The 23,631-nt window shown below is 33.5% G+C and carries 23 protein-coding genes; 20 read left to right on the forward strand and 3 right to left on the reverse strand.

All coding sequences use genetic code 11. The features are described from left to right. Nucleotides 1-13: 13 nt before the first annotated feature. Entirely contained in the window at nucleotides 14-910 is an 897-nt protein-coding gene (gene gldA, locus HM982_RS15450) for a gliding motility-associated ABC transporter ATP-binding subunit GldA (protein ID WP_179354239.1), read from the reverse strand. Nucleotides 911-1,251: 341 nt separating this feature from the next. Between gldA and HM982_RS15455 the strand changes: the two genes are divergently transcribed. The 13 genes from HM982_RS15455 to rlmN all read left to right on the forward strand — a co-directional run bounded on the left by HM982_RS15455 (nucleotide 1,252) and on the right by rlmN (nucleotide 15,015). After that, nucleotides 1,252-2,079 carry a prephenate dehydratase gene (locus HM982_RS15455; RefSeq protein ID WP_179354316.1) on the forward strand — a complete coding sequence of 276 codons (828 nt, stop codon included), beginning with the start codon at nucleotides 1,252-1,254 and terminating at the stop codon, nucleotides 2,077-2,079. Further along, on the forward strand, nucleotides 2,076-3,221 hold the full coding sequence (locus tag HM982_RS15460; protein WP_179354240.1) for a pyridoxal phosphate-dependent aminotransferase: 1,146 nt from the start codon (nucleotides 2,076-2,078) through the stop codon (nucleotides 3,219-3,221). Before HM982_RS15455 ends, HM982_RS15460 begins: the two co-directional genes overlap by 4 nt. An 18-nt stretch (nucleotides 3,222-3,239) precedes the next feature. Beyond that, nucleotides 3,240-4,091: a prephenate dehydrogenase gene (locus HM982_RS15465; protein WP_179354241.1), complete on the forward strand. Its 852-nt coding sequence runs from the start codon at nucleotides 3,240-3,242 to the stop codon at nucleotides 4,089-4,091. A gap of 22 nt (nucleotides 4,092-4,113) precedes the next feature. Beyond that, the gene (locus tag HM982_RS15470; RefSeq protein WP_179354242.1) at nucleotides 4,114-5,196 is read left to right on the forward strand and encodes a bifunctional 3-deoxy-7-phosphoheptulonate synthase/chorismate mutase type II; all 1,083 of its coding nucleotides are present in this window, start codon (nucleotides 4,114-4,116) and stop codon (nucleotides 5,194-5,196) included. Nucleotides 5,197-5,345: 149 nt separating this feature from the next. Next, a complete protein-coding gene (locus HM982_RS15475; RefSeq protein ID WP_179354243.1) occupies nucleotides 5,346-5,981 on the forward strand; it encodes a carboxypeptidase-like regulatory domain-containing protein in 636 nt (211 codons plus the stop codon). 111 nt (nucleotides 5,982-6,092) lie between these two features. After that, nucleotides 6,093-7,445 (forward strand): M48 family metalloprotease, encoded by a 1,353-nt coding sequence (locus tag HM982_RS15480; protein ID WP_179354244.1) that lies wholly within the window; start codon nucleotides 6,093-6,095, stop codon nucleotides 7,443-7,445. 24 nt (nucleotides 7,446-7,469) lie between these two features. Then, a complete protein-coding gene (locus HM982_RS15485) occupies nucleotides 7,470-8,999 on the forward strand; it encodes a DUF6770 family protein (RefSeq protein WP_179354245.1) in 1,530 nt (509 codons plus the stop codon). 81 nt (nucleotides 9,000-9,080) lie between these two features. Continuing rightward, nucleotides 9,081-10,034, forward strand: a complete 954-nt coding sequence (gene rsgA / locus HM982_RS15490) for a ribosome small subunit-dependent GTPase A (protein ID WP_179354246.1) — start codon at nucleotides 9,081-9,083, stop codon at nucleotides 10,032-10,034. A gap of 33 nt (nucleotides 10,035-10,067) precedes the next feature. Then, complete coding sequence (gene dtd, locus HM982_RS15495; RefSeq protein WP_179354247.1) at nucleotides 10,068-10,520, forward strand: D-aminoacyl-tRNA deacylase; 453 nt, start codon at nucleotides 10,068-10,070, stop codon at nucleotides 10,518-10,520. Between the two features lie 70 nt (nucleotides 10,521-10,590). Next, nucleotides 10,591-10,917: a nucleotide pyrophosphohydrolase gene (locus HM982_RS15500; RefSeq protein ID WP_179354248.1), complete on the forward strand. Its 327-nt coding sequence runs from the start codon at nucleotides 10,591-10,593 to the stop codon at nucleotides 10,915-10,917. 30 nt (nucleotides 10,918-10,947) lie between these two features. Next, nucleotides 10,948-12,174, forward strand: a complete 1,227-nt coding sequence (locus tag HM982_RS15505; RefSeq protein WP_179354249.1) for a 3-phosphoshikimate 1-carboxyvinyltransferase — start codon at nucleotides 10,948-10,950, stop codon at nucleotides 12,172-12,174. A 295-nt stretch (nucleotides 12,175-12,469) separates the two neighbouring features. After that, complete coding sequence (gene queA, locus HM982_RS15510; RefSeq protein ID WP_179354250.1) at nucleotides 12,470-13,519, forward strand: tRNA preQ1(34) S-adenosylmethionine ribosyltransferase-isomerase QueA; 1,050 nt, start codon at nucleotides 12,470-12,472, stop codon at nucleotides 13,517-13,519. A 455-nt stretch (nucleotides 13,520-13,974) separates the two neighbouring features. Then, nucleotides 13,975-15,015, forward strand: coding sequence for a 23S rRNA (adenine(2503)-C(2))-methyltransferase RlmN (gene rlmN, locus HM982_RS15515; protein WP_179354251.1), 1,041 nt, complete (start codon nucleotides 13,975-13,977; stop codon nucleotides 15,013-15,015). A 67-nt stretch (nucleotides 15,016-15,082) separates the two neighbouring features. On the opposite strand, the gene HM982_RS15520 is transcribed toward rlmN, so the two are convergent. After that, the gene (locus HM982_RS15520; RefSeq protein ID WP_179354252.1) at nucleotides 15,083-16,024 is read right to left on the reverse strand and encodes a T9SS type A sorting domain-containing protein; all 942 of its coding nucleotides are present in this window, start codon (nucleotides 16,022-16,024) and stop codon (nucleotides 15,083-15,085) included. Between the two features lie 190 nt (nucleotides 16,025-16,214). Further along, nucleotides 16,215-17,039, reverse strand: a complete 825-nt coding sequence (locus HM982_RS15525; RefSeq protein WP_179354253.1) for a T9SS type A sorting domain-containing protein — start codon at nucleotides 17,037-17,039, stop codon at nucleotides 16,215-16,217. Nucleotides 17,040-17,342: 303 nt separating this feature from the next. Between HM982_RS15525 and HM982_RS15530 the strand changes: the two genes are divergently transcribed. From HM982_RS15530 to paaD, 7 genes are all read left to right on the forward strand, one after another. After that, a complete protein-coding gene (locus HM982_RS15530; RefSeq protein ID WP_179354254.1) occupies nucleotides 17,343-18,320 on the forward strand; it encodes a polyprenyl synthetase family protein in 978 nt (325 codons plus the stop codon). Between the two features lie 175 nt (nucleotides 18,321-18,495). Continuing rightward, nucleotides 18,496-19,068: a TetR/AcrR family transcriptional regulator gene (locus HM982_RS15535; protein ID WP_179354255.1), complete on the forward strand. Its 573-nt coding sequence runs from the start codon at nucleotides 18,496-18,498 to the stop codon at nucleotides 19,066-19,068. Between the two features lie 181 nt (nucleotides 19,069-19,249). Continuing rightward, a complete protein-coding gene (locus tag HM982_RS15540) occupies nucleotides 19,250-20,323 on the forward strand; it encodes a 2Fe-2S iron-sulfur cluster-binding protein (RefSeq protein ID WP_179354256.1) in 1,074 nt (357 codons plus the stop codon). A 321-nt stretch (nucleotides 20,324-20,644) separates the two neighbouring features. After that, nucleotides 20,645-21,625, forward strand: coding sequence for a 1,2-phenylacetyl-CoA epoxidase subunit PaaA (paaA, locus tag HM982_RS15545; RefSeq protein WP_179354257.1), 981 nt, complete (start codon nucleotides 20,645-20,647; stop codon nucleotides 21,623-21,625). 205 nt (nucleotides 21,626-21,830) lie between these two features. Continuing rightward, entirely contained in the window at nucleotides 21,831-22,115 is a 285-nt protein-coding gene (gene paaB, locus HM982_RS15550) for a 1,2-phenylacetyl-CoA epoxidase subunit PaaB (RefSeq protein ID WP_179354258.1), read from the forward strand. Nucleotides 22,116-22,280: 165 nt separating this feature from the next. Beyond that, entirely contained in the window at nucleotides 22,281-23,033 is a 753-nt protein-coding gene (gene paaC / locus HM982_RS15555) for a 1,2-phenylacetyl-CoA epoxidase subunit PaaC (protein ID WP_179354259.1), read from the forward strand. A gap of 94 nt (nucleotides 23,034-23,127) precedes the next feature. Further along, nucleotides 23,128-23,628, forward strand: coding sequence for a 1,2-phenylacetyl-CoA epoxidase subunit PaaD (gene paaD / locus HM982_RS15560; RefSeq protein WP_179354260.1), 501 nt, complete (start codon nucleotides 23,128-23,130; stop codon nucleotides 23,626-23,628). The last annotated feature ends 3 nt before the right edge of the window (nucleotides 23,629-23,631 follow it).

A 23,631-nucleotide genomic window follows, 5' to 3' on the forward strand; every position in this document is an offset into this window, starting at 1 on the left:
GGATATAAAAGTCCTAATGACTCGTCATTTCCCGAAACAAACTTTCTAAACTTGCATTTTTTTGATTCAGTTGTAGAATTTTTAATTCATTATCATGGGCGAAATCAAAGACATGCGAGCGCATATCGTCTTTGGTAGAAAACGTAATTTCATAAACAAAACCATAAGTGTTATGTACGGCCTTTACTTTTGGTAATTTTGAAAGAAAGGCATTTTCTACACGGTAATCAAACTCTACAATTACAATTTGTTCTTGGCCTTCTCTTAAATCTTTTAAGTATTTGTCCGCAACAATTTCGCCTTTATTAATAATAATAACACGATCGCACATGGCTTCAACTTCTTGCATAATATGCGTAGACAGAAATACGGTTTTTTCTTTACCAATGGTTTTTATTAAATTTCTAATATCAACCAATTGATTTGGGTCTAAACCTGTGGTTGGTTCATCTAAAATTAAAACTTCAGGATTGTGTAATAATGCATTGGCAAGCCCAACACGTTGTCTATAACCTTTAGAGAGTTGTCCAATTTTTTTATGCGCCTCTGGTGTTAATCCGGTTAGTTCAATAACTTCGTTTATCCGAGATTTAGAAGTGCCATAAACATTCGCATTAAAATTCAAATATTCTTTAACGTACAAATCGGTGTAAAGCGGATTGTGTTCTGGTAAATAGCCAACACTGCTCTGTACTTCTTTTTTATTTGTTGCAACATCAAAATCATTCACTTTTGCGCTGCCTTCAGTAGCCTCAATAAAAGTCGTTAGAATTTTCATCATGGTTGATTTTCCAGCACCATTAGGCCCTAAAAAACCAACAATTTCAGCATCCTTAACCTTAAAAGATACATTGTTCAGTGCCTTTTGGTCTTTGTATAGTTTTGTAATGTTTTGAACTTCAATAGACATACAGAAATAAATTTAGTCAAAATTTAAAATCAAAAATAAGTAATTCCGAATGTTGAATTGCAATTATTATAGATTCTTTAAAAGTTTCAATTAATTTTTAAAAAAAGGGACTAACAATTTTGATTTGTAAAAATAATAATTACATTAGCACTATAATTAAAGTTTTCCACAAGCGTGGGCAATAACTATGAACATATCTAGAGCATATTATAACTGGTTTTATTTCTTTTTTAGCTAAAGGAACGAGACTGAGTATGTTTTATGTAAAATATAATTTTTAAAAGTCTCGATTTAATCGAGACTTTTTTTTGTTTAAAAAACTAGAATCAAAAGAACAAATGGTGAAAAAACCAATTGCAATACAAGGAATAAAAGGGTCGTTTCATCATGAAGTTGTCCAAAACTATTTTGATAGTCAGGCTGAAGTTGTAGAGTGCATGACTTTTGATAATGAGATTAGTACGCTTTTAGAACATCAAACAGATGAAATTGTAATGGCCTTAGAGAATTCTATTGCTGGTTCAATTATACCCAATTATGCACTTATAGATAATAACCAGTTGTGCATTGTTGGTGAGTATTATTTAGATATTCAGCATCAATTGATGGCTTTAGAAGGGCAATCTATAGCAGCAATTACCGAAGTGCACTCACATCCAATGGCACTGTTACAATGCAAAACTTTTTTTAGGGATTTTCCGCATATAAAATTAGTAGAAGCAAAAGATACAGCAGATGTTGCAAAGCAAATTTCTGAGCAAAACCTAAAAGGAATTGCAGCTATAGCGAGTAAAACTGCTGCGCGGTTATACGGTTTAAATATTCTTGCAGAAAGCATACAAACAATTAAAGAAAACGAAACGCGCTTTGTTATTGTTAAACGGGAAATGATTGATAAAGATGAAAGTCAAATCAATAAAGCCTCTTTAAAGTTTGAATTAGATCATAAGCGTGGTAGTTTGGCTACAATTTTGAATGTTTTAAGTGATTGTAAACTGAATTTAACAAAAATACAATCCTTACCTAAAATTGATACCCCTTGGAAGTATGCGTTTTTTGTAGACGTTACTTTTAAGACCTATAATGATTATGAGAAAGCAAAATCTATAATGAATTTAATGGCTGAGAATTTTAAAGTTTTAGGAGAATATAAAAATGCAAGATTATGATTGAAGTTGCTAAACGTTTACAAAAAGTTGAAGAATACTACTTTTCTAAAAAGTTGCGAGAAGTGGCGTTTCTAAAATCTCAAGGAAAACCTATTATAAACTTAGGAATTGGTAGTCCAGATTTAGAACCACCTTTTAAAGCTTCTATGGTGCTTCAAGATAGTTTAATAGACGAAAAAGCACATCAATATCAAAGTTACCAAGGCTTGCCAGAATTAAGAGAAGAGATTTCAAACTTCTATAAAAAACATTATAAGGTTAATTTGGTTCCTAAGTCCGAAATTTTACCTTTAATGGGAAGCAAGGAAGGTATTATGCATATTTCTATGGCGTTTTTAAATAAAGGCGATAAAGTATTAGTGCCAAATCCTGGGTACCCAACGTATGCCTCGGTGACCAAATTATTGGAAGCAAAACCAATTTATTACGACTTAAAGGAAAAACGTAATTGGTTACCAGATTTTAGAGCACTAGAACGATTAGATCTTAAACGTGTTAAAATTATGTGGATTAATTATCCGCACATGCCAACCGGTAGAAATGCAGATAATAAGTTTTATGATAAGGTGATTGCCTTTGGGAAACGCCACGATATTTTAGTTGTAAATGACAATCCTTATAGTTTTGTATTAAATGAAAAGCCTAACAGTATTTTAAGATATAAAGACGCCAAAGACGTGTGTTTAGAGTTGAATTCGTTGAGTAAGACTTTTAATATGGCAGGTTGGCGTGTTGGAATGTTGTCTGGAAATTATGAATTTATTAATGCCGTATTACGTGTAAAAAGTAATATGGATTCGGGGATGTTTTATGGCATTCAAAAAGGAGCTATTGAAGCCTTAAAATCCTCAGATATGTGGTTTCAAAGCTTAAATAGTGTGTACCTAAAGCGTCGAAAACTTATATGGGAATTAGCAAAAAAACTAAAATGTACCTACTATAGAAATGCAACAGGCTTATTTGTTTGGGCAAAATTACCACCGGGTTATAAGTCAGAGGAATTTACCGATTTAGTATTAAAAGACTATTCTATATTTATAACACCAGGAACCGTTTTTGGAACTAATGGAGAAGGTTATGTGCGATTTTCATTGTGTGCAGATGACGATGTAATTAAGGACGCAATAGAACGAATAAAATAAAGGCTTAGAAATAGATTAATGAAGAATATTTTTATAATAGGAGTAGGGTTAATTGGCGGAAGTTTTGCTTTAGATATTAAGAGTTTATATCCAACGTGTACCATTTTTGGGATTGATAAAAGTGAATCTCATTTGGAAGAAGCTATAGCGCTCAACGTCATAGATAAAACAGCAAATTTTGAGGATTTAAATATAGCAGATTTAGTTATAGTTGCCATTCCTGTGGATGCTACTTTAACACTTTTACCCAAAGTTTTAGATCATATAGCAGATACTACGATTGTTTTTGATGTTGGTTCAACTAAAGAAAATATTTGTTTAAAAGTAAAAGAGCACAAAAATCGCCGAAACTATTTAGCTGTTCACCCTATTGCAGGTACAGAACATTCGGGACCAAAGGCTGCACTTCAAGGTTTGTATAAAAACAAAACGAATATCATTTGTGAAGTAGAAGAAACCGCATTTAAACTTCAAGAAAAAGCCCTAAAATTGTTTACGGATTTAGGAATGCGAATTCGTTATATGAATCCTAAAGCACACGATACACACATCGCTTATGTATCACATTTATCGCATATTAGCGCTTTTATGCTAGGTAAAACGGTGATAGACAAAGAACGAAATGAGCGTGATATATTTGATATGGCGGGTAGTGGATTTGAAAGTACAGTGCGTTTAGCAAAAAGCTCACCAGCGATGTGGACACCAATCTTTAAACTCAATAAAACGAATGTAATAGCATCTTTAGATGAATATATAGAAAACCTCAAGCATTTTAAAAAGATGATGGAAGCCGAAGATTTTGAAGCAGTCTATCAAGAAATGGAAAAAACAAATCATATAAAAGAAATTCTAAACGGAATACAATAGTAATTAAGATTAAAAAGGAAACATGGAAAATAAGAAAGAAATGAGAACATGGTTAGATGACTTAAAATTAGATCATCCATTAGTAATTGCAGGACCATGCAGTGCAGAAACAGAAGAACAAGTATTAAAAATAGCACACGAGCTAAAAGATACGGATGTTAATTACTATAGAGCTGGTATTTGGAAACCAAGAACACGTCCCGGAAATTTTGAAGGTGTTGGAGCATTGGGTTTAAAATGGTTGAAAAAAGTAAAAGAAGAAACAGGCTTAAAAACAGCTACGGAAGTCGCTAATAGAAATCATGTAGAATTAGCCTTAGAAAATGATGTCGATTTATTGTGGGTTGGTGCACGTTCTACAGTTAGCCCTTTTATAATGCAAGAAATTGCCGATGCTTTAAAAGGTACGGATAAAATTGTATTGGTTAAAAATCCTGTAAATCCAGATTTAGCTTTATGGCTAGGAGGGATTGAACGTTTACATTCTGCAGGTATTAAAAATTTAGGCGCTATTCATAGAGGGTTTTCTACTTATGAAAAGTCTAAATACAGAAATATTCCTGAATGGCAATTAGCTATCGAATTTCAAAACAGATTTCCAGATTTGCCTTTAATTAATGATCCGTCTCATATTACAGGAAAAAGAGATATGATTTTTGATGTGTCGCAAACCGCTTTAGATTTAAATTTTGATGGCTTAATGATTGAAACGCATTTTGATCCTGAAAATGCTTGGAGTGATGCAGCACAGCAAGTAACGCCAGGTAAGTTAGTTCAAATAATGGATGATTTGAAAATTAGAAAAATAACAGATCCTGAAGCAGAATATAATTCTGAATTGAATAACCTAAGAGCGCAAATCGATGTTGTGGATAATCAAATTATTGATTTATTAGGCAAACGTATGAAGGTTGCTGATGGTATTGGCAAACTAAAAAAGCAAAAGAATGTTGCGGTACTACAGAACAAACGTTGGAATGAGATTTTAGGAAGTATGGTATTAGAAGGGGAAGAAAGAGGATTGAGTGAAGAATTTGTACTACGTATGTTTAAAGCCATTCATCAAGAATCAATTAATCATCAAGAGAAAATTGTAAATAAATAAATTTAATTACAACTTCAAAAAAGGCTCGCAATTTGCGAGCCTTTTTTATGTAATACGTTTACGCACTGAAAAGTAGGTGTCACTCATTTTGGTTTTTTTAAAATTGTGTTTTATGATATGTTTGGTGTATTAACCAAAACCAATGATTCATGAAAAAAATGACTTTATTAATTGTTACATTGTTTTTTAGTGTTATCACTTCAGCACAAGTTTCAATAACCGGTATTGTGTCTAATGATTCCATTCCGCTAGAATCAGCAAGCGTTATTATTAAAAATAGTACAACAGGAATAGCCACCAACAGCAAGGGGGAGTTTAAATTAAAAGCCCAAAAAGGAGATACCTTATTGGTGTCTTATTTGGGGTACAAAACCGAAGAATTAGTTTTAACTGTGAGCGAGAGTATTACATTTAAACTTAAAGACGATAACAACTTAGATGAAGTTGTAGTAATTGGTTATTCTCCATCTATTTATCACATTAGAACAGGTTGTGGTGGTTATGTAACTCAAATAAACTATTTGGAGATTACTAAAACTAAGAAAAATAGACTCTTTCCAAATCCTTCATCAAATGGAATGTTTCAATTAAAGTTGACTGAAAATTATAATAAAGTAGAAATTTCAATAGCAAATATATCTGGTCGGATAATTCAGAATTCAACCTATCAAAAATTTGGAGAAATAGGGAGTATTGATCTCTCTCATTTTTCAACAGGAATTTATATTGTAAATATTATTGCAGATGGCAAGCGATTAGCCACATTAAGGGCAATAAGGAGTTAAAATTAATTAAGAATTTTAATTAATTCATGTTGAATTTAACGATTTATATTTCAAAGTGTTAAAATTTAAATAAAAAAGTTATTTTTGGTATTAATAAGAAATTACTTGTTAATGAATTCTAAATATTTTAAGGTATTACTTCTTTTTTTATGTTTTCAACTTGTTTGTTCTCAAGATGCGGTTAATGAGTATCTACCTCAAGATATAAATGAAACCGAGATTTACCTTAAGAGAATTAATTCCAATTATATTAATAAAATTGAAGGGCCTTTTTCTTCAAAAATTAAGAAAGTATTTAAAGACAGAGATGAGGAAATATTAAAAACAATAAAGGACAGTAGTTATGTTTTTATTCCAGAAATAAAAGAACATCTCGACTTAATTCTTGCAAATATTTTTGCTTCCAATCCTGAAATAGATACTACAGATTTCAATTTTTTTATTAATAATTCTATGTTGCCCAATGCGGCTTGTTATGGTGATGGCATGTTTCAAATTAATATTGGCTTATTTACTGCATTAGAATCTGATGATGAGCTAGCCTTTGTAATTTGCCATGAGATTGCTCATAAGTATTTAGAGCATTCTTTAAAAAATGTTTCAAATGTAATTGCAACAATTAACTCTAAAGAAACAAAAAAGAAGGTAAGGCATGTAAAAAGACAAAGGTATGGACAAACCAGAGCCGCATTATCTGTTATAGATGGTTTAAGTATTGATATTTTAGAACACTCTAAAGAGGTTGAAGCGGAAGCTGATTCATTAGGGTTTGTGTTTTTTTCTAAAACCAAATATTCTAAATCTAAAGCTCTTAGTTCTTTAAATAAACTAAAGGCTGTTGATGATATGTTGTTGCATCATGATGTTAAAATTGATAGTGTATTTAATTTAGAAACTTATCCTTTTAAATCCTATTGGTTAAAAGAAGCAATATCAATTTTTGATACAGATGAAAAAATAAACGAGTTTAAACTATCATCAGATACCCTAAAAACACATCCAGAAATTAATTTTAGAATAAAAAAATTAAAAACAGAGTTTAATATCCAAGACGAATTAATATTAGGAGTAACGACTGAAATTAGTGAAATAAAAAAAATAGCGAACGCTCAAAGTATTAAATGTTCAATTGATTTAAAGCTCTTAGACCTTGCGATATATCAGTTGATTGAACAATTTCAAAATCATAAAATTACATCAGATTACTATTATAGTACAATGGCTCAAGTATTAAAATCAATATATCAAGCCAAAGAACAGCATCATTTAGGAAAATATGTTCCTCAAAAAAATAGTTTTTCAGACGAGAAACAATTGAATACGATACGATTGTTTTTACACAATTTAGAACTCAATGAAACACGAAAACTAGGACTCGCATTTTGTGAGTTCAATAAAAGTAACATGGAGAACTATGAATTGTTAAGGACAACTCATGAATTTTTTGAATCTATTAATCAGTAATTACTAATCTTTAACTAAAACAAAATGAAAAACTTTTTAGGACTTGCATTTATTTGCTTCTTAAGTGTTGGTGTTTTTGCACAGCAAAAATCATTAAGCGAAATTACATCTTTTAAAATAAAGAACTCGGGTTCTTTTATGGACAAAAATAAGGATGTTGATGGCTATTATTTTTACTATCAGGTAGATAAACTAAAAAAAGGTAAGCGAGAATATGCCATTAAAATGTTAGATAATAATCTAAATGAAATTGCAACAAAATCTTACATTGATGATAAAAATACCGTTTTAGCAAACAGCAAGTTTAATAATCAAAAACTAATGTTTGCGATGGTGAATGTAAAAGAGCGACAGTATAAGTTAGTTTCTTTTGATAGGCAAGGAAATCAGGGTAAAGATATTGTGATTCCTGTGAGTAAAAAAGAAATGAAATGGTTGTCTTTTATGGTGAAATCAGGAAACTTCAACTTATTATTTCCTATTGATAACAAAGGGTTTTTGTTTAACTATATACGCGATAATAAAAAACTAGGATACGGTTTAAAGTATATACCAACAGATGGAGGAAAAGCTTGGGATTATAATTCACCAGAAGAGATTAAAGAAATTTTGTCAATTAATCCAATTGAGGTTAATGAAGAAGTCGTAGTTGCATTAGAAACCTCTAAGAAGTCTTTAATGAGCCAAACGCTAAAATTCAAAATTTTAGTTATAGATGTTAAAACTGGAGCGTTATTATTTGAAAAAGAGTATGATAGGGAGGAAAACCCGAGATTAATAACCAATGCTTTTTTAACAGATGATAAAGAATTGGTTTTATTAGGTGAGTATTTCAAAAAAGGAGATAACGTTGTTAAAGCTAAAAGTGAAGGGATTTTTGCGGAAGTGACCAGTTTAGATGGGAAAACGATTTCTGATAATAAAGTAAGTTGGGAAGACAAAATAGACGCTATGATGCCTGAGGATTCTAGTGGAAAGAAAAATAGAGGTTATGTCTATTTTCATGATATTATACGAACACAAACAGGGTCTTATTATTGTATAGGCGAGCGTTTTAGAAAAACAGCTAGTGGAATGGGTATTGCAGCTGCTGCACTTGGTGGAGGAGGTTCTGTAACTCAATTAACTATAACTGATGCAGTAATTTTTGAATTTGATAACGATTTTGAGCTAAAAAATATTACCAATTATAAAAAAGGAAAATCTAGAGCTCCTAGTTTAACCGACTTTGGAAGCCCGCAATTAAATGCTCATGCCTTAAAATCCTATGGTGCTTTTGATTATGAATTCACTCAAATTGATACAGATAGAGATCGATTCTATGCTACTTTTATTGATTATGAAAGATTAAAAGGTGAAAAAAATAAATTGGCTTTCAAATCAATAATGTATAATGAAGGTGAATTATCTGAGGATAAAATCTATTTGCAAAAATCTAAAGGTAAAATTAGCTATAGAGTTTTACCAGCAAAACTGGGGCATGTGATGTTGTTAGAATATAACAGAAAAGAAAAATCGTTAGATATTCATTTAGAAAAATTAAATATCAATTAATTTTTAAAATAAAATTAAAGGCTACCAATTGGTAGCCTTTTTTAGTTGTATTACACGCTAATAATAGCCATCTTTGTAGCAATGACAGGAACAGTATATAAATCTACAGGAAGCTGGTACACAGTTAAAACCTTAAATGGCAAATTCTATGAATGTAGAATTAAGGGCCGTTTTAGGCTAGAGGGCATTAAGAGCACCAATCCAATTGCTGTTGGTGATAAGGTAACGTTTGAATTAGAAACCAAAAACAATACCGAAACCGGTGTTATTCATCATATTGAAGAGCGTAAAAATTATATCGTTCGCAAATCGGTAAACCTATCTAAACAAACCCATATTATTGCATCTAATATTGATCAGGTCTTTTTATTGGTTACCATTAATAATCCACCAACATTTACCACTTTTATCGATCGTTTTTTAGTCACTGCAGAAGCCTATTCTATAACTACCATTCTGCTTTTTAATAAGGTAGATACTTATGATGAAAATACGAGGTTAGAGATGAAATATATCTCTAGTATTTATAGTGCTATAGGTTATAAATGTATTGAGATTTCTGCTGCTACAGGCGAAAATATAGATCAGGTTAAAAACTTAATGCTAGGGAATGTAAGCATGTTTGCAGGACATTCTGGCGTAGGTAAATCGACCTTGGTTAATGCTATAGAACCAGCTTTAGATTTAAAAACGAAAGCGATATCTACCCAACACAGCCAAGGGCAACATACCACAACATTTGCCGAAATGTTTGATCTTAGTTTTGATGCTAAGATTATAGACACACCTGGTATTAAAGGTTTTGGTGTTGTGGATATGGAAAAGGAAGAAGTAGGTGATTATTTTCCAGAATTCTTCGCGCTTAAACAAGATTGTAAGTTTAATAACTGTATCCATCTCAACGAACCTAAATGTGCCGTAAAAGACGCTTTAGAAGCTGATGAAATTTCGTATTCAAGGTATAAAAGCTATGTTCAAATTTTAGAAGGTGAAGACGAACATTACAGAACTGATAATTGGGATGAGGTTCAGTAATCAGTTTTCAGTTTCAGCTAACAGTAAAATATTATGAAAATAGTTATTCAAAGAGTTTCAGAAGCTTCAGTAATTATAGATGATTTAGAAGTTGCAGCGATACAAAAAGGACTTTTAATTTTACTAGGCATCGTTAACGATGATACTCAAGAAGACATTAATTGGCTCTGTAATAAAATAGCTAATCTTCGCATTTTTCCCGATAATGAAGGTGTTATGAATCTGTCTTTAAAAGATGCTAAAGGCGATGTAATTTTGGTGAGTCAATTCACACTTCATGCTAGCACAAAAAAAGGGAATCGACCAAGTTATATTAAAGCAGCAAAACCGGCTATTGCTATTCCGTTGTATGAAGACTTTATCAAGACTCTCGAAAACACACTTGAAACACCCATACAGACAGGTGAATTTGGTGCCGATATGAAAGTAGCTTTGGTTAATGATGGCCCTGTTACTATTATTATCGATTCTAAAAATAGTGAATAATTTTAAAGAAATATTAGATTCTTCAAGCGAATACATTTGGTAAACTTTCAAATTATAAAAGAATAATAACATGAATATTAAAAACGCACAACAAGACGTTGATAACTGGATTAATGAACACGGTGTTCGTTACTTTAATGAACTTACCAATATGGCACAACTCACTGAAGAAGTGGGGGAAGTAGCAAGAATTATAGCAAGACGTTACGGCGAACAAAGCGAAAAAGAAAGTGATAAAGACAAAGATTTAGGTGAAGAGTTATCTGATGTGATGTTTGTAGTTCTATGCTTAGCCAACCAAACCGGTATAGATTTACAAGCTGCATTCGATAAAAAAATGGATAAAAAAACAAAACGAGATCACGACAGGCACCACAATAACGAGAAATTAAAGTAGTTTTATCACCTCAACTTTTAAAGACCCTTTATGAATATCAGAATTCAAAAGTCTAAGCTAATAAATAATCAAACGATTCAAATTACAGGATCAAAAAGCGAATCTAACCGCTTGTTGCTGCTTAAAGCATTGTTTCCAAATATTAGTATCGCCAACGTGTCAAATTCCGACGATTCAGTGCTCATGCAAAAAGCACTAGAATCAAATGAAAAGCTCATAGATATTCACCATGCTGGCACAGCCATGCGATTTTTAACGGCTTATTTTTCTATTCAAAACGATAGAGAAACTATTATTACAGGGTCGCCTCGTATGAAAGAACGACCAATTAAAATCCTAGTTGATGCCTTAACAACGCTAGGCGCAGATATTACTTATTTAGAAAATGATGGCTTTCCTCCACTTAAAATTTCAGGAAAACAACTCACTAAAAATAAAGTAGCATTAGAAGCTAATGTAAGTAGTCAATATATTTCGGCATTATTACTTGTGGCTTCAAAATTAGAGCATGGATTAGAGCTTACTTTAAAAGGAAAAATCACCTCTGTGCCTTACATCAATATGACTTTGAGTTTATTGAATTCTATCGGCATACAAACTAGTTTTGTAGATCAAATTATTACAGTAAAACCAAACGATACTCCGATTAATGCACAACAATTAACGGTTGAGTCCGATTGGTCATCAGCTTCTTATTTTTATAGCCTTATTGCTTTAAGCGAGGTTGGGACACAAATTACAATCGCGTATTATAAAGCAGAAAGTTTACAAGGTGATTCCGTTTTAGCTGAAATTTATAAAGATTTTGGTGTGGAAACACATTTTGAAAATAATGAAATTACACTCAAAAAGATTTCAGAGGTAAACCAACAAGAAAAAATCTATTGTGACTTGAGTAACGCACCAGACATCGCTCAAACTATTGCCGTAACCGCATTTGGTTTAGGCTTAGAATGTGAGATGATTGGGCTACACACGCTTAAAATAAAAGAAACAGACCGTCTAGTGGCGCTTAAAACCGAAATAGAAAAATTAGGAGGAGCCGTAAGTATTACAGAGGCTTCACTACATTTACAGATAGCACAAAAAATTAACCACAACATACCTATTGCTACTTATAATGATCACAGAATGGCAATGGCTTTTGCTCCCTTGGGATTAAAAGTGCCACTTATAATTGAAAATGCAGATGTGGTAAGTAAATCTTATCCAAAGTTTTGGGAGGATTTTAAAGCCATTGGTTTCGCCATAGAGTAAAGTTAAAACAATTAAATTTTTATGCTGAGATTGCCTTGTTGTTTGTTATTTATATAACCGAATGACTTATGCTTATAACTAGAAGTGAGGCTGTTTTAAAGCCATTATTATAATACCAAAATAAAAATAAACATCTATTTACTTGACAACCCCTATCTTGAGATTGTATATTTGCAGTTCGAAAAATAATAAAATACCACACGCTTAAAACCACGCATGTTAGAATTAGCGTTATTATGATAAATGATTAATAGCGAACAACATGTAATCTTTAAAATCTAATACATATAAATACATGAAATTATCACACTTTAGTTTTGACCTTCCAGACGAATTACTTGCCGAGCATCCTGCAGAACACAGAGATGAAGCAAGATTGATGGTGCTTAACAGGGAAAAGCAAACTATTGAACACAAGCTCTTCAAGGATATTATTGATTACTTTGATGAAGGTGATGTGATGATTATGAATGATACTAAAGTGTTTCCTGCACGTTTGTTCGGTAATAAAGAAAAAACAGGCGCACGTATCGAAGTATTTTTATTAAGAGAATTAAACCAAGATCAACGTCTTTGGGATGTTTTGGTAGATCCAGCTCGTAAAATAAGAATTGGTAATAAGTTATATTTTGGTGATGACGAAACACTTGTTGCAGAAGTTATAGATAATACCACCTCTAGAGGTAGAACGCTTCGTTTTTTATATGACGGGTCGTATTCAGACTTTAGAACAAAATTAACGCAATTGGGTGAAACACCATTACCTAAGTACATTAATAGAGAGGTAGAGCCAGAAGATGAAGAGCGTTACCAAACTATATATGCTAAAAATGAAGGCGCTGTTGCAGCACCAACTGCAGGGTTACACTTCTCAAAGCATTTATTAAAGCGTTTAGAAATTAAAGGCGTAGAAACAGCAGAGGTTACTTTACATGTTGGTTTAGGAACTTTTAATCCGGTTGAGGTTGAAGATTTATCTAAACACAAAATGGACAGCGAAGAAATCATCATCAGCAAAACTGCTGCAGATATCGTAAATAAAGGCATTGAGAACAAAAAACGTGTATGTGCCGTAGGTACAACATCCATGCGTACTATTGAAAGTTCGGTGTCTTCAAATGGCAGATTAAATGAATTTGAAGGATGGACTAATAAATTTATTTTTCCTCCTTACGATTTTAGCATTGCTAATTGTATGATTACTAACTTTCATACACCAAAATCAACGTTGTTAATGATGACATCAGCCTTTGCAGGTCATGATTTTATGAAAAAAGCTTACGAAGAGGCTGTAAAAGAAAAATACAGATTCTATTCTTATGGTGATGCTATGCTTATCATCTAATAAACGAAATAGCCTATAATTTAAAGCCTCTTTATAGAGGCTTTTTTTTGTTTCAATTTTTTGGGCGTTACTCTACTCCGTGAAAAAACTACGTAGAGTCAGGCTGTCCGCTGCAAGTCCTCGTAATTTGGAAAAGAAAACCAAATTCCTGTGGGCTTTCCACTACCATCCTTAACGCGCTTACCAAAGGCTTGATTATCCTTTCTAGTGTCGTTCTATTCCAAACGCATAGATTGTTAATTTTAAATGTTACTAGCATTTATTTTCACTTTTAATAGCGCTTTTTTTCTGTGTGAATCTCGGGGTGTATGCCGCTTAACACTGCTAAATAATCGCTTTTTAGAATTTTTAAATCACAAAATTAGTCGCATAGGTTCGTATGAATTAGTGCAAGTTGGGGCTAAAAAAATATTCAATTTTAAGTATCACAATACATTTCATTACTTTTGCAAAATATGGAAACTAAAAAGAAAGACATACGCGCGTTAACCAAAGAGCAACTCAGAGAATTCTTTGTAAAACAAGGTGATAAAGCTTTTAGAGGTAATCAGGTTTATGAGTGGTTATGGCAAAAGTCAGCTTACAGTTTTGAAGATATGACCAATGTATCTTTAGAAACACGACAAATGCTAGAAGATAACTTTGTAATTAACCATATCAAAGTGGATCAAATGCAAAGAAGTTCTGATGGGACGATTAAAAATGCAGTTAGACTTCATGATGATTTAATTGTAGAGTCTGTATTGATTCCTACCACATCTAGAACTACAGCATGTGTGTCATCTCAGGTAGGTTGTAGTTTAGATTGTAGGTTTTGTGCAACATCGCGATTAAAACGTATGCGAAACCTTAATCCAGATGAAATTTATGACCAAGTGGTTGCTATAGATAACGAAAGCCGCTTATACCACAACAGACCATTGAGTAATATTGTATTTATGGGTATGGGGGAGCCTTTAATGAATTACAATAATGTACTTAAGGCGATTGATAAAATTACATCACCAGAAGGTTTGGGTATGTCACCAAAGCGTATTGTCGTATCTACATCAGGAGTGCCAAAAATGATAAAAAAAATGGCAGATGATAAGGTGAAGTTTAAGCTAGCTGTTTCCTTGCATTCGGCTATAGATGACATTCGTACCTCAATAATGCCATTTAACGCCACATTTCCTTTAAGTGACTTAAGAGAAGCCTTGCAATATTGGTATGCCGCTACAAAAAACAGAATAACCTACGAGTATGTAGTTTGGGATGCTATAAATGATAAACGAAAAGACGCAGAAGCCTTAGTGGCATTTTGCAAATTTGCACCAAGTAAAGTCAATCTTATAGAATATAATCCTATCGATGATGGCGAATTTCAACAAGCCAATTCAAAAGCAATTGATATGTATGTTTCTGTTCTAGAAGCTAATAATATAACGGTTACCGTAAGACGAAGTCGAGGTAAAGATATTGATGCTGCTTGTGGACAGTTGGCGAATAAAGGTTAAAATAATTTAAGTTTAGACATAAAAAAAAGCGGCCAATGGCCGCTTTTTTAATTAGAATTAACAATGATTAATTCTTAATAAATTTGATAGTTTCAGAATTACCATCTATCGTTACTTTAGCTAAATATACGCCGTCAGCTAATGAAGCAGTATTGATGCTTTCAGTAGTGTTAGATAATGGTTGAGAAATTACACGTTTTCCTTGAATTGAATATATCTCAATATTAGTTATTGGTGAATTTGATGACTCAAGATTAAAAGTTTCAGAATTTTTATCGTAGTAATGTGTTAATGAACTTGAATCAAATTCGTTAACTGAGGCAGTTGGCTCATCATTTGTTCTAAAATTGTCCAAGTAAGCAAAACCAGCAAAATTATCATGAACAAATCTTACATGTTCTATATCTGCATCTGGAGTCGCAACAGTTCCTGTATAAATGGAAACGTTATCAATAAAAATTTCAACAGCACCTCCAGTAGTTAACTCCATACGAACATTAAACCAAGTCAAAGGTGTCCAATCTGTTAAAGTGTCATCTAAAATAACTGTGCCTGCTCCATCGTCAGCTAGAATGTTTATGTCACCTGTGTAGCTAAAATTAATGTAAGTAATAAATACACCGTCGGTTAGATTTATGAATCCTAACATATAATCTGAAGTGGTTGAAGAATCAAAAGTGTCAATATACAAGTCTGTAGAAAAAACAGCATCAACATAAGAAACAGGTGTGCTATAATCGTAAAAACCTCCTACTATAGGACTTTCTTGGCCTCCAAATGCACTTTCAGTAGTGATTTTTAAAGAGTATGATCCATCAGATGCTTGCTCATCGCTAACCACCTGATTTGTCACAAATCCTCCAGCGCCATCTCCTGTTGATACCCATCCATTCTGAGTATTGATGTCACCTAAGGTGTAACCTTCTGTGCTTTCAAAAGAAATTGTTTCTTGTGCTGTTAGGTTTAAAGAAAGTACGGCACAGATAAATAATAAAGTAATTTTTTTCATGTGTTTTTGGATTAAAAGTTAATTTTATAAAAGTACAAATATTTTATAAAATCAAAGTTTATTTTTAATAATCTTATACAAGATACTTCGGGTAATAACGTCGTGTCGATGTATGATTCGTTTAATTATTACGAATAGGTATAAAAAAAAAGCGGCAATTTGCCGCTTTTTTAATTCGAATTAATAATAATTAGTTCTTAATGAATTTAATTGTTTTAGACTGACCATTAATTTCAACTTCAGCTAAGTATACACCATCTGAAAGTGCTGGTAAATTAATTAATTCACTAGTATTAGATAATGATTTTGACATTACATTTTGTCCTAAAACAGAATGAATATTAATGCTGCTTAATGCATTGGTATTAGATTCTAATTTAAGCGTGTTTAAATTATTATCATAATAGTAAGAAAATGAATTGCTGTCAAACTCATTAACGCTAAGTGTGCTTGCAGTTACAGTTAAATCATCAATTGAGATCCAATCTTGATCGGTAGTATCCCAGTGTCTTAAAGCAATGTAAACTTCAGCTTCACCCGCTAAGCTACTAATGTCTAGAGACTGGTTAGTAGGTGTGCCTAAATCATCAGCTTGACCTAAAGTCTCTGTCATTGAGGTAGTTGCATTTACTAATGTAGCAGTATCACTACTTGTACCAACATGGATGCTGTATTTTTCTAAATCCCAAGATGCTGCAGCAACTTGTGTTATCCATTCAACAGTTATTGTTCCAGAAGCACCACTTAAATCAATAGCTGGAGATATAGCCCAATTATCAGGTGTTAAAGCTATTGTTTGCCAAGATCTAGAGATTAAAGATACTGGAGAAACAGGAGCTCCTAAAGCATCAGTAACTTGAAATAGATCTCCCCAGTTAAAAGTGTCTCCATCAGCGTCAATTAATGTCCAGTCAGAAATATCTTCGTCATCAAAGTTGTCAGACCAGACAACGTCTTGTGCATAAGTGTTTAAGCTAATGCTTAAGATAAAAAGTAATAAAGTAATTTTTTTCATAGTGTTATATTTTTATGATTAAAAACCTAAAATTACAAATATTAATTCAGAGAAAATGTTAAAACTGTAAATTTCTATTTTTGAGAATATACTAGCACTATTATTTGTAATATTGTAAAATAGGAGCATAATATCAATTTAAATGAAGATTACTGAGGAGATAAAACAGCTTACGGTCTACAAGATGACAAATTCTTACGAAGGTAGAAATCTTAATTATTACGTTAAGAGTAATTGAAACTATCAAATGATTATTTAGTTTTACAAATTAACTTTTTTACAGGCTAACCAAACATGCGTAAAATGAAGATTACTGAGCAGATTAAACAACCTATTGCTTACGAAATGGAACTTTTTGAACAAAAGTTTCAACTTTCAATGGCAAGCAAGGTGGCGCTTCTTAATAGAATTACACATTATATTGTTAACCGGAAAGGCAAGCAAATGCGACCTATGTTTGTGTTTTTGGTGGCAAAAATGATGAATAATGGCGAAGTTAGCGAACGTACATATAGAGGCGCTTCGGTCATAGAGTTAATACATACTGCGACTTTGGTTCATGATGATGTGGTTGATGATAGTAACAGAAGACGAGGCTTTTTCTCCATCAATGCCCTTTGGAAAAATAAAATTGCCGTCCTTATTGGTGATTTCTTATTATCAAAAGGACTGTTATTGTCTATAGATAATAATGATTTCGATTTACTAAAAATTATTTCTGTCGCTGTACGAGAAATGAGTGAAGGCGAATTGCTTCAGATTGAAAAAGCCAGACAATTAGATATTACAGAAGACATCTATTACGAAATTATTAGGCAAAAAACAGCCACTTTAATTGCAGCTTGTTGTAGCTTGGGTGCAGCTTCGGTTAAACCTAATTCTCCAGAAGTGGAAACCATGCGAAAATTTGGTGAACTGATAGGTATGGCTTTTCAAATAAAAGATGATTTATTTGATTATGGTCAGGAAGCTATTGGTAAACCTACAGGAATAGATATTAAGGAGCAAAAAATGACCTTGCCATTAATATATGCCTTGAATAACTGCAGCAAAAAAGAAAAATCTTGGGTGATTAATTCTGTTAAAAATCATAATAAAGATAAAAAACGAGTTAAAGAAGTTATTGACTTTGTTAAGAATAAAGACGGCTTAAACTATGCGGTTTCTAAAATGAAAGCATTTCAAGAGGAAGCTTTAAGTATTTTAGCAACCTATCCAGAATCACCTTATAAGGCGTCTTTAAAATTGATGGTAGATTATGTCATCGATAGAAAAAAATAGATTGTAAGTGCTATATAGTCATTATATTGAATAGTGTTTTTAGTCTATTTCAGACATATAATATTTGTTTGATTTAAGATTAATTATCAATAAGTTATATTTATTACAAGCAATCAATATTATCCTACAGTTCCGTATGAATCCCTTTCCTTTGGGAAGGCTTAGGTAGAGGTCAATGAAATCAGAAACAAGACAACAAGAAATCATAAGAGTAGCAGCAAAACTTTTTAAAGAAAAAGGCTATAGTGCGGTTACCATGCGAGATTTAGCAAAAGCCATGGGAATAAAAGCGGCTAGTCTTTATAATCATATCAATTCTAAACAAGATATTCTAAATGCTATCATTATTTCTTTAGCGGAAGCGTTTTCTAGCGGCATGAAGCAAATTAGCGAGTCCAATGAAGCTTGCATCGATAAGCTAAAAAAAATTATAGAACTTCACGTTCATATTTCAAGTAAAAACAGCTACGGCATGGCATCCTTAAATAACGATTGGATGCACCTTGAAACTCAACTTAACTACTACAAAAAACTACGCAGCGATTACGAAAACGACTTCAAAACCATTCTAGAAGACGGTATAAAATCCGGAGAAATTATAGACGCAAAACCAGATGTCATGATGTTTTCTATACTCACTACATTACGTTCGCTTTATATTTGGATTCCAAAGAAAGAGGTAATCAATCTCAAAGAATTAACGGACGACCTAAGTAATATTCTCATTAATGGTATTGCCATAGAATAGCTGATAAATTAAGATTTTCTTAGTTTATGGCGTTCAGAAAATCGAATTAACAAAAACTTTAGAATATATTTTATATTTTTGTCAAGCAAACTAACAAGTGTTAGTTGTGTAAAATTGAGATAGAATATGAAATTGAAGGTATTCAGTTTCAAATTCTAGTTCAAGTTCGATTTCAAATTAGATGACAGAATTTCACAAATTAAAAGTCGAAGACATATATAAGGAAACAGAAGACACCTCTGTCATTACCTTTCATGTGCCTTCAGAATTACAAAACGCATTCAAATTCAGGCAAGGGCAACATTTAACCTTAAAAGCTGATATTGATGGCGATGACGTACGACGTTCCTATTCCTTATGCTCAAGCCCTGAAGAAAAGTTGTGGAAAGTCGCGGTAAAATTAATTCCAGGCGGCAAATTCTCAACCTACATTAATAACGAACTCAAAGCCAATGACGATATCGAAGTCATGTCACCAAACGGCACATTTGGTGTAGAAGTTAATGCCAAAAAAGCGAAAAATTATCTGTTTTTCGCTGCAGGAAGTGGTATCACACCAGTCTTGTCCATGGTTAAAGCACATTTACAAGCCGAACCAAATTCAACATGCAAATTATTTTACGTCAATAAAACCGCAAAATCCATTATCTTTAAAGAAGAATTGGAGCAACTGCGAAACAAATATTTCGGACGCTTAGAAATCTATTATTTCCTCACTAAAGAACGACGAGATATCGAACTATTCAACGGAAGATTCGATGACGACAAAATGAAAGTCCTCACAAAAACCTTCATCGATATTCCAGATACCAGTGAAGTATTTCTCTGCGGACCAGAAAAAATGGTCAATTACGTGAGCGACTATTTAATTAACGCAGGATTACCAAAAGAACTCATCCATTTTGAGCTCTTTGTAACCGGACTTTCAGACGAAGATATCAAACGCGCCGAACGCTTAGCAAAACAAAATGTTGAAGGCACAGAAATCACAATCGTAGATGGAGGAAAAGAATTTTCCTTCACTATGACCAAGCAATACGACAACATCCTCGATGCAGCCCTTGGCGCAGGAGCCGATTTACCATTCGCATGTAAAGGAGGCGTGTGCAGCACTTGCAAATGCGAAGTCAAAGAAGGTGACGTGGAGATGAAAATAAATTACGCATTAGACGACAAAGAAGTCGCACAAAATTTGGTGCTAAGTTGCCAATCCGTACCAACAACCGATAAAGTTGTGGTCGATTTTGACGTTTAAAATTCCTGCGTAAACAGGAACCTCATGTCGTTATCCTGCAAAGTTTCAAAACCTTGTAGGTATTATAAGTTCATTAAAATAATAATTTGGGCGTTACTCTACTTCGCAAAAAAAAAAAAGCTACGTAGAGTCGGGCTTTCCGCTATATCTTTTTTACTTGTTCTCGATATAAAATTGCAAAAAGGCAATTTCACTCGAACTGACGTAAAAAAGGATGTCGCTACAATCCCTAACGCGCCAATAGTAAAAAGCCAACAGCCAACAACTAATAAAAGTTCAACAAGCTAAAGGCAAATAGCCAAAAGCTAAAAGCTTAAAACCATGAGTGAAGAACAAATAAAAAATCCAGGGACTGAGCGCAGTCGAAGTCTAGAAAAACAGTTCGAAGCACGTATCGCAAGAGACGAAAAAATCGAACCCAAAGACTGGATGCCCGAAAAATACCGAAAAACACACATTCGTCAAATGTCGCAACACGCGCATTCCGAAATTGTAGGGATGCTTCCAGAAGGCAATTGGATAACGCGCGCACCGTCATTACGAAGAAAAGTCGCCTTACTCGCCAAAGTCCAAGACGAAGCGGGTCACGGTTTATACCTCTATTCAGCAACAGAAACCTTAGGTATTTCTAGAGATGAAATGTACGAGCAATTACATACCGGAAAAGCAAAATATTCATCCATATTCAATTACCCAACAGTCACTTGGGCCGATATGGGAGCGATTGGTTGGCTCGTCGATGGTGCAGCAATTATCAATCAAGTGCCCTTATGTAATACCTCTTATGGTCCTTATGCAAGAGCGATGATTCGCGTCTGTAAAGAAGAAAGTTTTCACCAACGTCAAGGTTATGAAATCATGATGAAACTGGCAAACGGAACACCAGAACAAAAGGAAATGGCTCAGGATGCCTTAAACCGATGGTGGTGGCCAAGTTTAATGATGCTGGGACCAACTGACGCTGAATCCATTCACACAGAGCAATCCATGAAATGGAAGTTAAAACGAAAATCAAATGACGATTTACGTCAACAATTTATAGACCAAACCGTACCGCAAGCCGATTTAATCGGACTCACTATTCCGGATCCAGATTTAAAATGGAACGAAGAACGCCAAAGTTATGACTTCGGTGACATCGATTGGGACGAATTCTGGCAAGTCGTAAAAGGTCATGGCCCAATGAACAAAGAGCGTATGAAAGCAAGAGTTGGCGCATGGGAAGAAGGCGAATGGGTTAGAGATGCGGCAATGGCGTATGCTGATAAGAAACAAGAACGAAAAGAGAAACAAGTAGTTTAATTAGATAATAGATATTTAGACCGCTTTGCTGTTAGATTATAGACAAAGCAGTGCCTTGACAAAAAATAATAATATAATAGTTGAGATTTTGAATCCTTGGATTGTCCCCTTGAGGGGACTTTAGGGGGTGTTTTTAAGATAGTAATAGTATAAAGTATAAATTGAAACGATTCATATTCGAGTTCAATTTCAAATTCAATTTCATATGAGTAAAAACTGGCCACTTTGGGAAATCTTCGTAAGAAGTAAAAACGGATTAGAACACAGACACTTTGGTAGTTTGCATGCCGCAGACGCTGAAATGGCATTAGTAAACGCAAGAGACGTTTACACCAGACGCAATGAAGGCGTTAGCATTTGGGTTGTAGAAAGTAAAAACATCATAGCATCAAATCCAGAACACAATGGAGAGATGTTCGAACCAGCACAAGACAAAGTCTATCGTCATCCCACGTTTTACGATTTACCAGATGAAGTGAAGCACATGTAAAATTCCTTTGAAGAAAGGAATCTCATTAATTGAAATACAAATTTGATGCTTATGATTGTCCCCTTGAGGGGACTTTAGGGGTGTTAAACAGAAAAAAATCAATTTTGAAAGTAAGTAAAACTATTTATTGAAATTCTTCGAATGCAACTTCAAGTTCAATTTAATATGAAACAAGAATTATACAAATACATCCTAGGCATTGCAGACAACAGCCTAATCCTCGGCCAACGCCTAGGCGAATTAACAGGTCACGGTCCAACTCTAGAAACAGACATCGCTTGCACCAACATCTCACTAGATTTATTCGGACAAGTCCGTAGTTATTTCCAATACGCAGCTAAAATCGCCGGAGATGGCAGAACGGAAGATAACATTGCGATGCTCAGAAAAGAGCGCGAATACGTCAATGTATTATTAGTAGAACAACCAAACACTAATTTTGCTTACACTATGGCACGTCAGTTTTTATTTGATGTGTACCATTTGGCTTTTCTTTCAGAATTAGAAAAGAGCAAAGACTTAACACTTTCCGCAATAGCAAAAAAATGTATCAAGGAAGTACGTTACCATGAGCGATTTTCATCAGATTGGATAAAACGTCTAGGCGACGGAACAGAGGAAAGCAAAGCAAAAATGCAGGAAGCCATAAATGATTTATGGACTTATACCGACGAATTATTTCATCAAACCGAAGCTGATAAAGCAATGGTTTCCGAAGGTATTGGCGTTGATGTCACCAAGCTAAAAGATGCTTATTACAAACAAGTCAATGAAGTTTTAGAAATAGCAACACTGAAAATCCCAGAATCAAAATATTTTCAAAAAGGAGGAAAAAAAGGAATTCACACCGAACATTTAGGGTACTTATTAGCTGAATTACAATATATGCAACGCACATACCCTAATATGGAATGGTAACCCAATTCCTACGAAAGCAGGAATCTCATAAATGAACAATAAAATTTCAAATTAAAACTATATGTCATGCTGAGCTTATCGAAGCATTTCAAAAATGATAACAGAAACACAAGATATCGACAAAAACCTAATTGAGATTTTATCCAAAGTCTCAGACCCAGAAATCCCAGTACTTTCTATAATGGACATGGGAGTCGTACGTTCTGCAACTATTGTTGATGGGATTGTTAAAGTAGAAATCACACCAACTTATAGTGGTTGTCCTGCTATGGACGTCATTGGAGATGATATAAAAAAAGCATTAAAAAAAGCCGGTTACAAATCTGAAACTGAACTCATCCTGCATCCAGCATGGACCACCGACTGGATTACACCAAGAGGAAGAAAAGCATTAGAAGATTACGGCATAGCAGCACCATTAGAGGCAGAAGCAGATAAAGATGTATTGCTCAACGAAAAACGCTTGGTAAAGTGTCTGCAATGTGGTTCTACCAATACAAAATTAGTAAGTCAATTTGGCTCAACCGCATGTAAAGCACAATTTCAATGTGATGATTGCCATGAACCCTTCGATTATTTTAAATGTTTAAAGTAACAT

Origin of the sequence: Winogradskyella vidalii (genome assembly GCF_013403955.1) — a bacterium.
Classification (GTDB): domain Bacteria; phylum Bacteroidota; class Bacteroidia; order Flavobacteriales; family Flavobacteriaceae; genus Winogradskyella; species Winogradskyella vidalii.

What these genes read in the sequence shown, in the direction of transcription:
- gldA (WP_179354239.1), bottom strand. Translation starts at nt 910, where the DNA reads ATGTCTATTGAAGTTCAAAACATTACAAAACTATACAAAGACCAAAAG.
- HM982_RS15460 (WP_179354240.1), top strand. Translation starts at nt 2,076, where the DNA reads ATGATTGAAGTTGCTAAACGTTTACAAAAAGTTGAAGAATACTACTTT.
- HM982_RS15465 (WP_179354241.1), top strand. Translation starts at nt 3,240, where the DNA reads ATGAAGAATATTTTTATAATAGGAGTAGGGTTAATTGGCGGAAGTTTT.
- HM982_RS15470 (WP_179354242.1), top strand. Translation starts at nt 4,114, where the DNA reads ATGGAAAATAAGAAAGAAATGAGAACATGGTTAGATGACTTAAAATTA.
- HM982_RS15475 (WP_179354243.1), top strand. Translation starts at nt 5,346, where the DNA reads ATGAAAAAAATGACTTTATTAATTGTTACATTGTTTTTTAGTGTTATC.
- HM982_RS15480 (WP_179354244.1), top strand. Translation starts at nt 6,093, where the DNA reads ATGAATTCTAAATATTTTAAGGTATTACTTCTTTTTTTATGTTTTCAA.
- HM982_RS15485 (WP_179354245.1), top strand. Translation starts at nt 7,470, where the DNA reads ATGAAAAACTTTTTAGGACTTGCATTTATTTGCTTCTTAAGTGTTGGT.
- rsgA (WP_179354246.1), top strand. Translation starts at nt 9,081, where the DNA reads ATGACAGGAACAGTATATAAATCTACAGGAAGCTGGTACACAGTTAAA.
- dtd (WP_179354247.1), top strand. Translation starts at nt 10,068, where the DNA reads ATGAAAATAGTTATTCAAAGAGTTTCAGAAGCTTCAGTAATTATAGAT.
- HM982_RS15500 (WP_179354248.1), top strand. Translation starts at nt 10,591, where the DNA reads ATGAATATTAAAAACGCACAACAAGACGTTGATAACTGGATTAATGAA.
- HM982_RS15505 (WP_179354249.1), top strand. Translation starts at nt 10,948, where the DNA reads ATGAATATCAGAATTCAAAAGTCTAAGCTAATAAATAATCAAACGATT.
- queA (WP_179354250.1), top strand. Translation starts at nt 12,470, where the DNA reads ATGAAATTATCACACTTTAGTTTTGACCTTCCAGACGAATTACTTGCC.
- rlmN (WP_179354251.1), top strand. Translation starts at nt 13,975, where the DNA reads ATGGAAACTAAAAAGAAAGACATACGCGCGTTAACCAAAGAGCAACTC.
- HM982_RS15520 (WP_179354252.1), bottom strand. Translation starts at nt 16,024, where the DNA reads ATGAAAAAAATTACTTTATTATTTATCTGTGCCGTACTTTCTTTAAAC.
- HM982_RS15525 (WP_179354253.1), bottom strand. Translation starts at nt 17,039, where the DNA reads ATGAAAAAAATTACTTTATTACTTTTTATCTTAAGCATTAGCTTAAAC.
- HM982_RS15530 (WP_179354254.1), top strand. Translation starts at nt 17,343, where the DNA reads ATGAAGATTACTGAGCAGATTAAACAACCTATTGCTTACGAAATGGAA.
- HM982_RS15535 (WP_179354255.1), top strand. Translation starts at nt 18,496, where the DNA reads ATGAAATCAGAAACAAGACAACAAGAAATCATAAGAGTAGCAGCAAAA.
- HM982_RS15540 (WP_179354256.1), top strand. Translation starts at nt 19,250, where the DNA reads ATGACAGAATTTCACAAATTAAAAGTCGAAGACATATATAAGGAAACA.
- paaA (WP_179354257.1), top strand. Translation starts at nt 20,645, where the DNA reads ATGAGTGAAGAACAAATAAAAAATCCAGGGACTGAGCGCAGTCGAAGT.
- paaB (WP_179354258.1), top strand. Translation starts at nt 21,831, where the DNA reads ATGAGTAAAAACTGGCCACTTTGGGAAATCTTCGTAAGAAGTAAAAAC.
- paaC (WP_179354259.1), top strand. Translation starts at nt 22,281, where the DNA reads ATGAAACAAGAATTATACAAATACATCCTAGGCATTGCAGACAACAGC.
- paaD (WP_179354260.1), top strand. Translation starts at nt 23,128, where the DNA reads ATGATAACAGAAACACAAGATATCGACAAAAACCTAATTGAGATTTTA.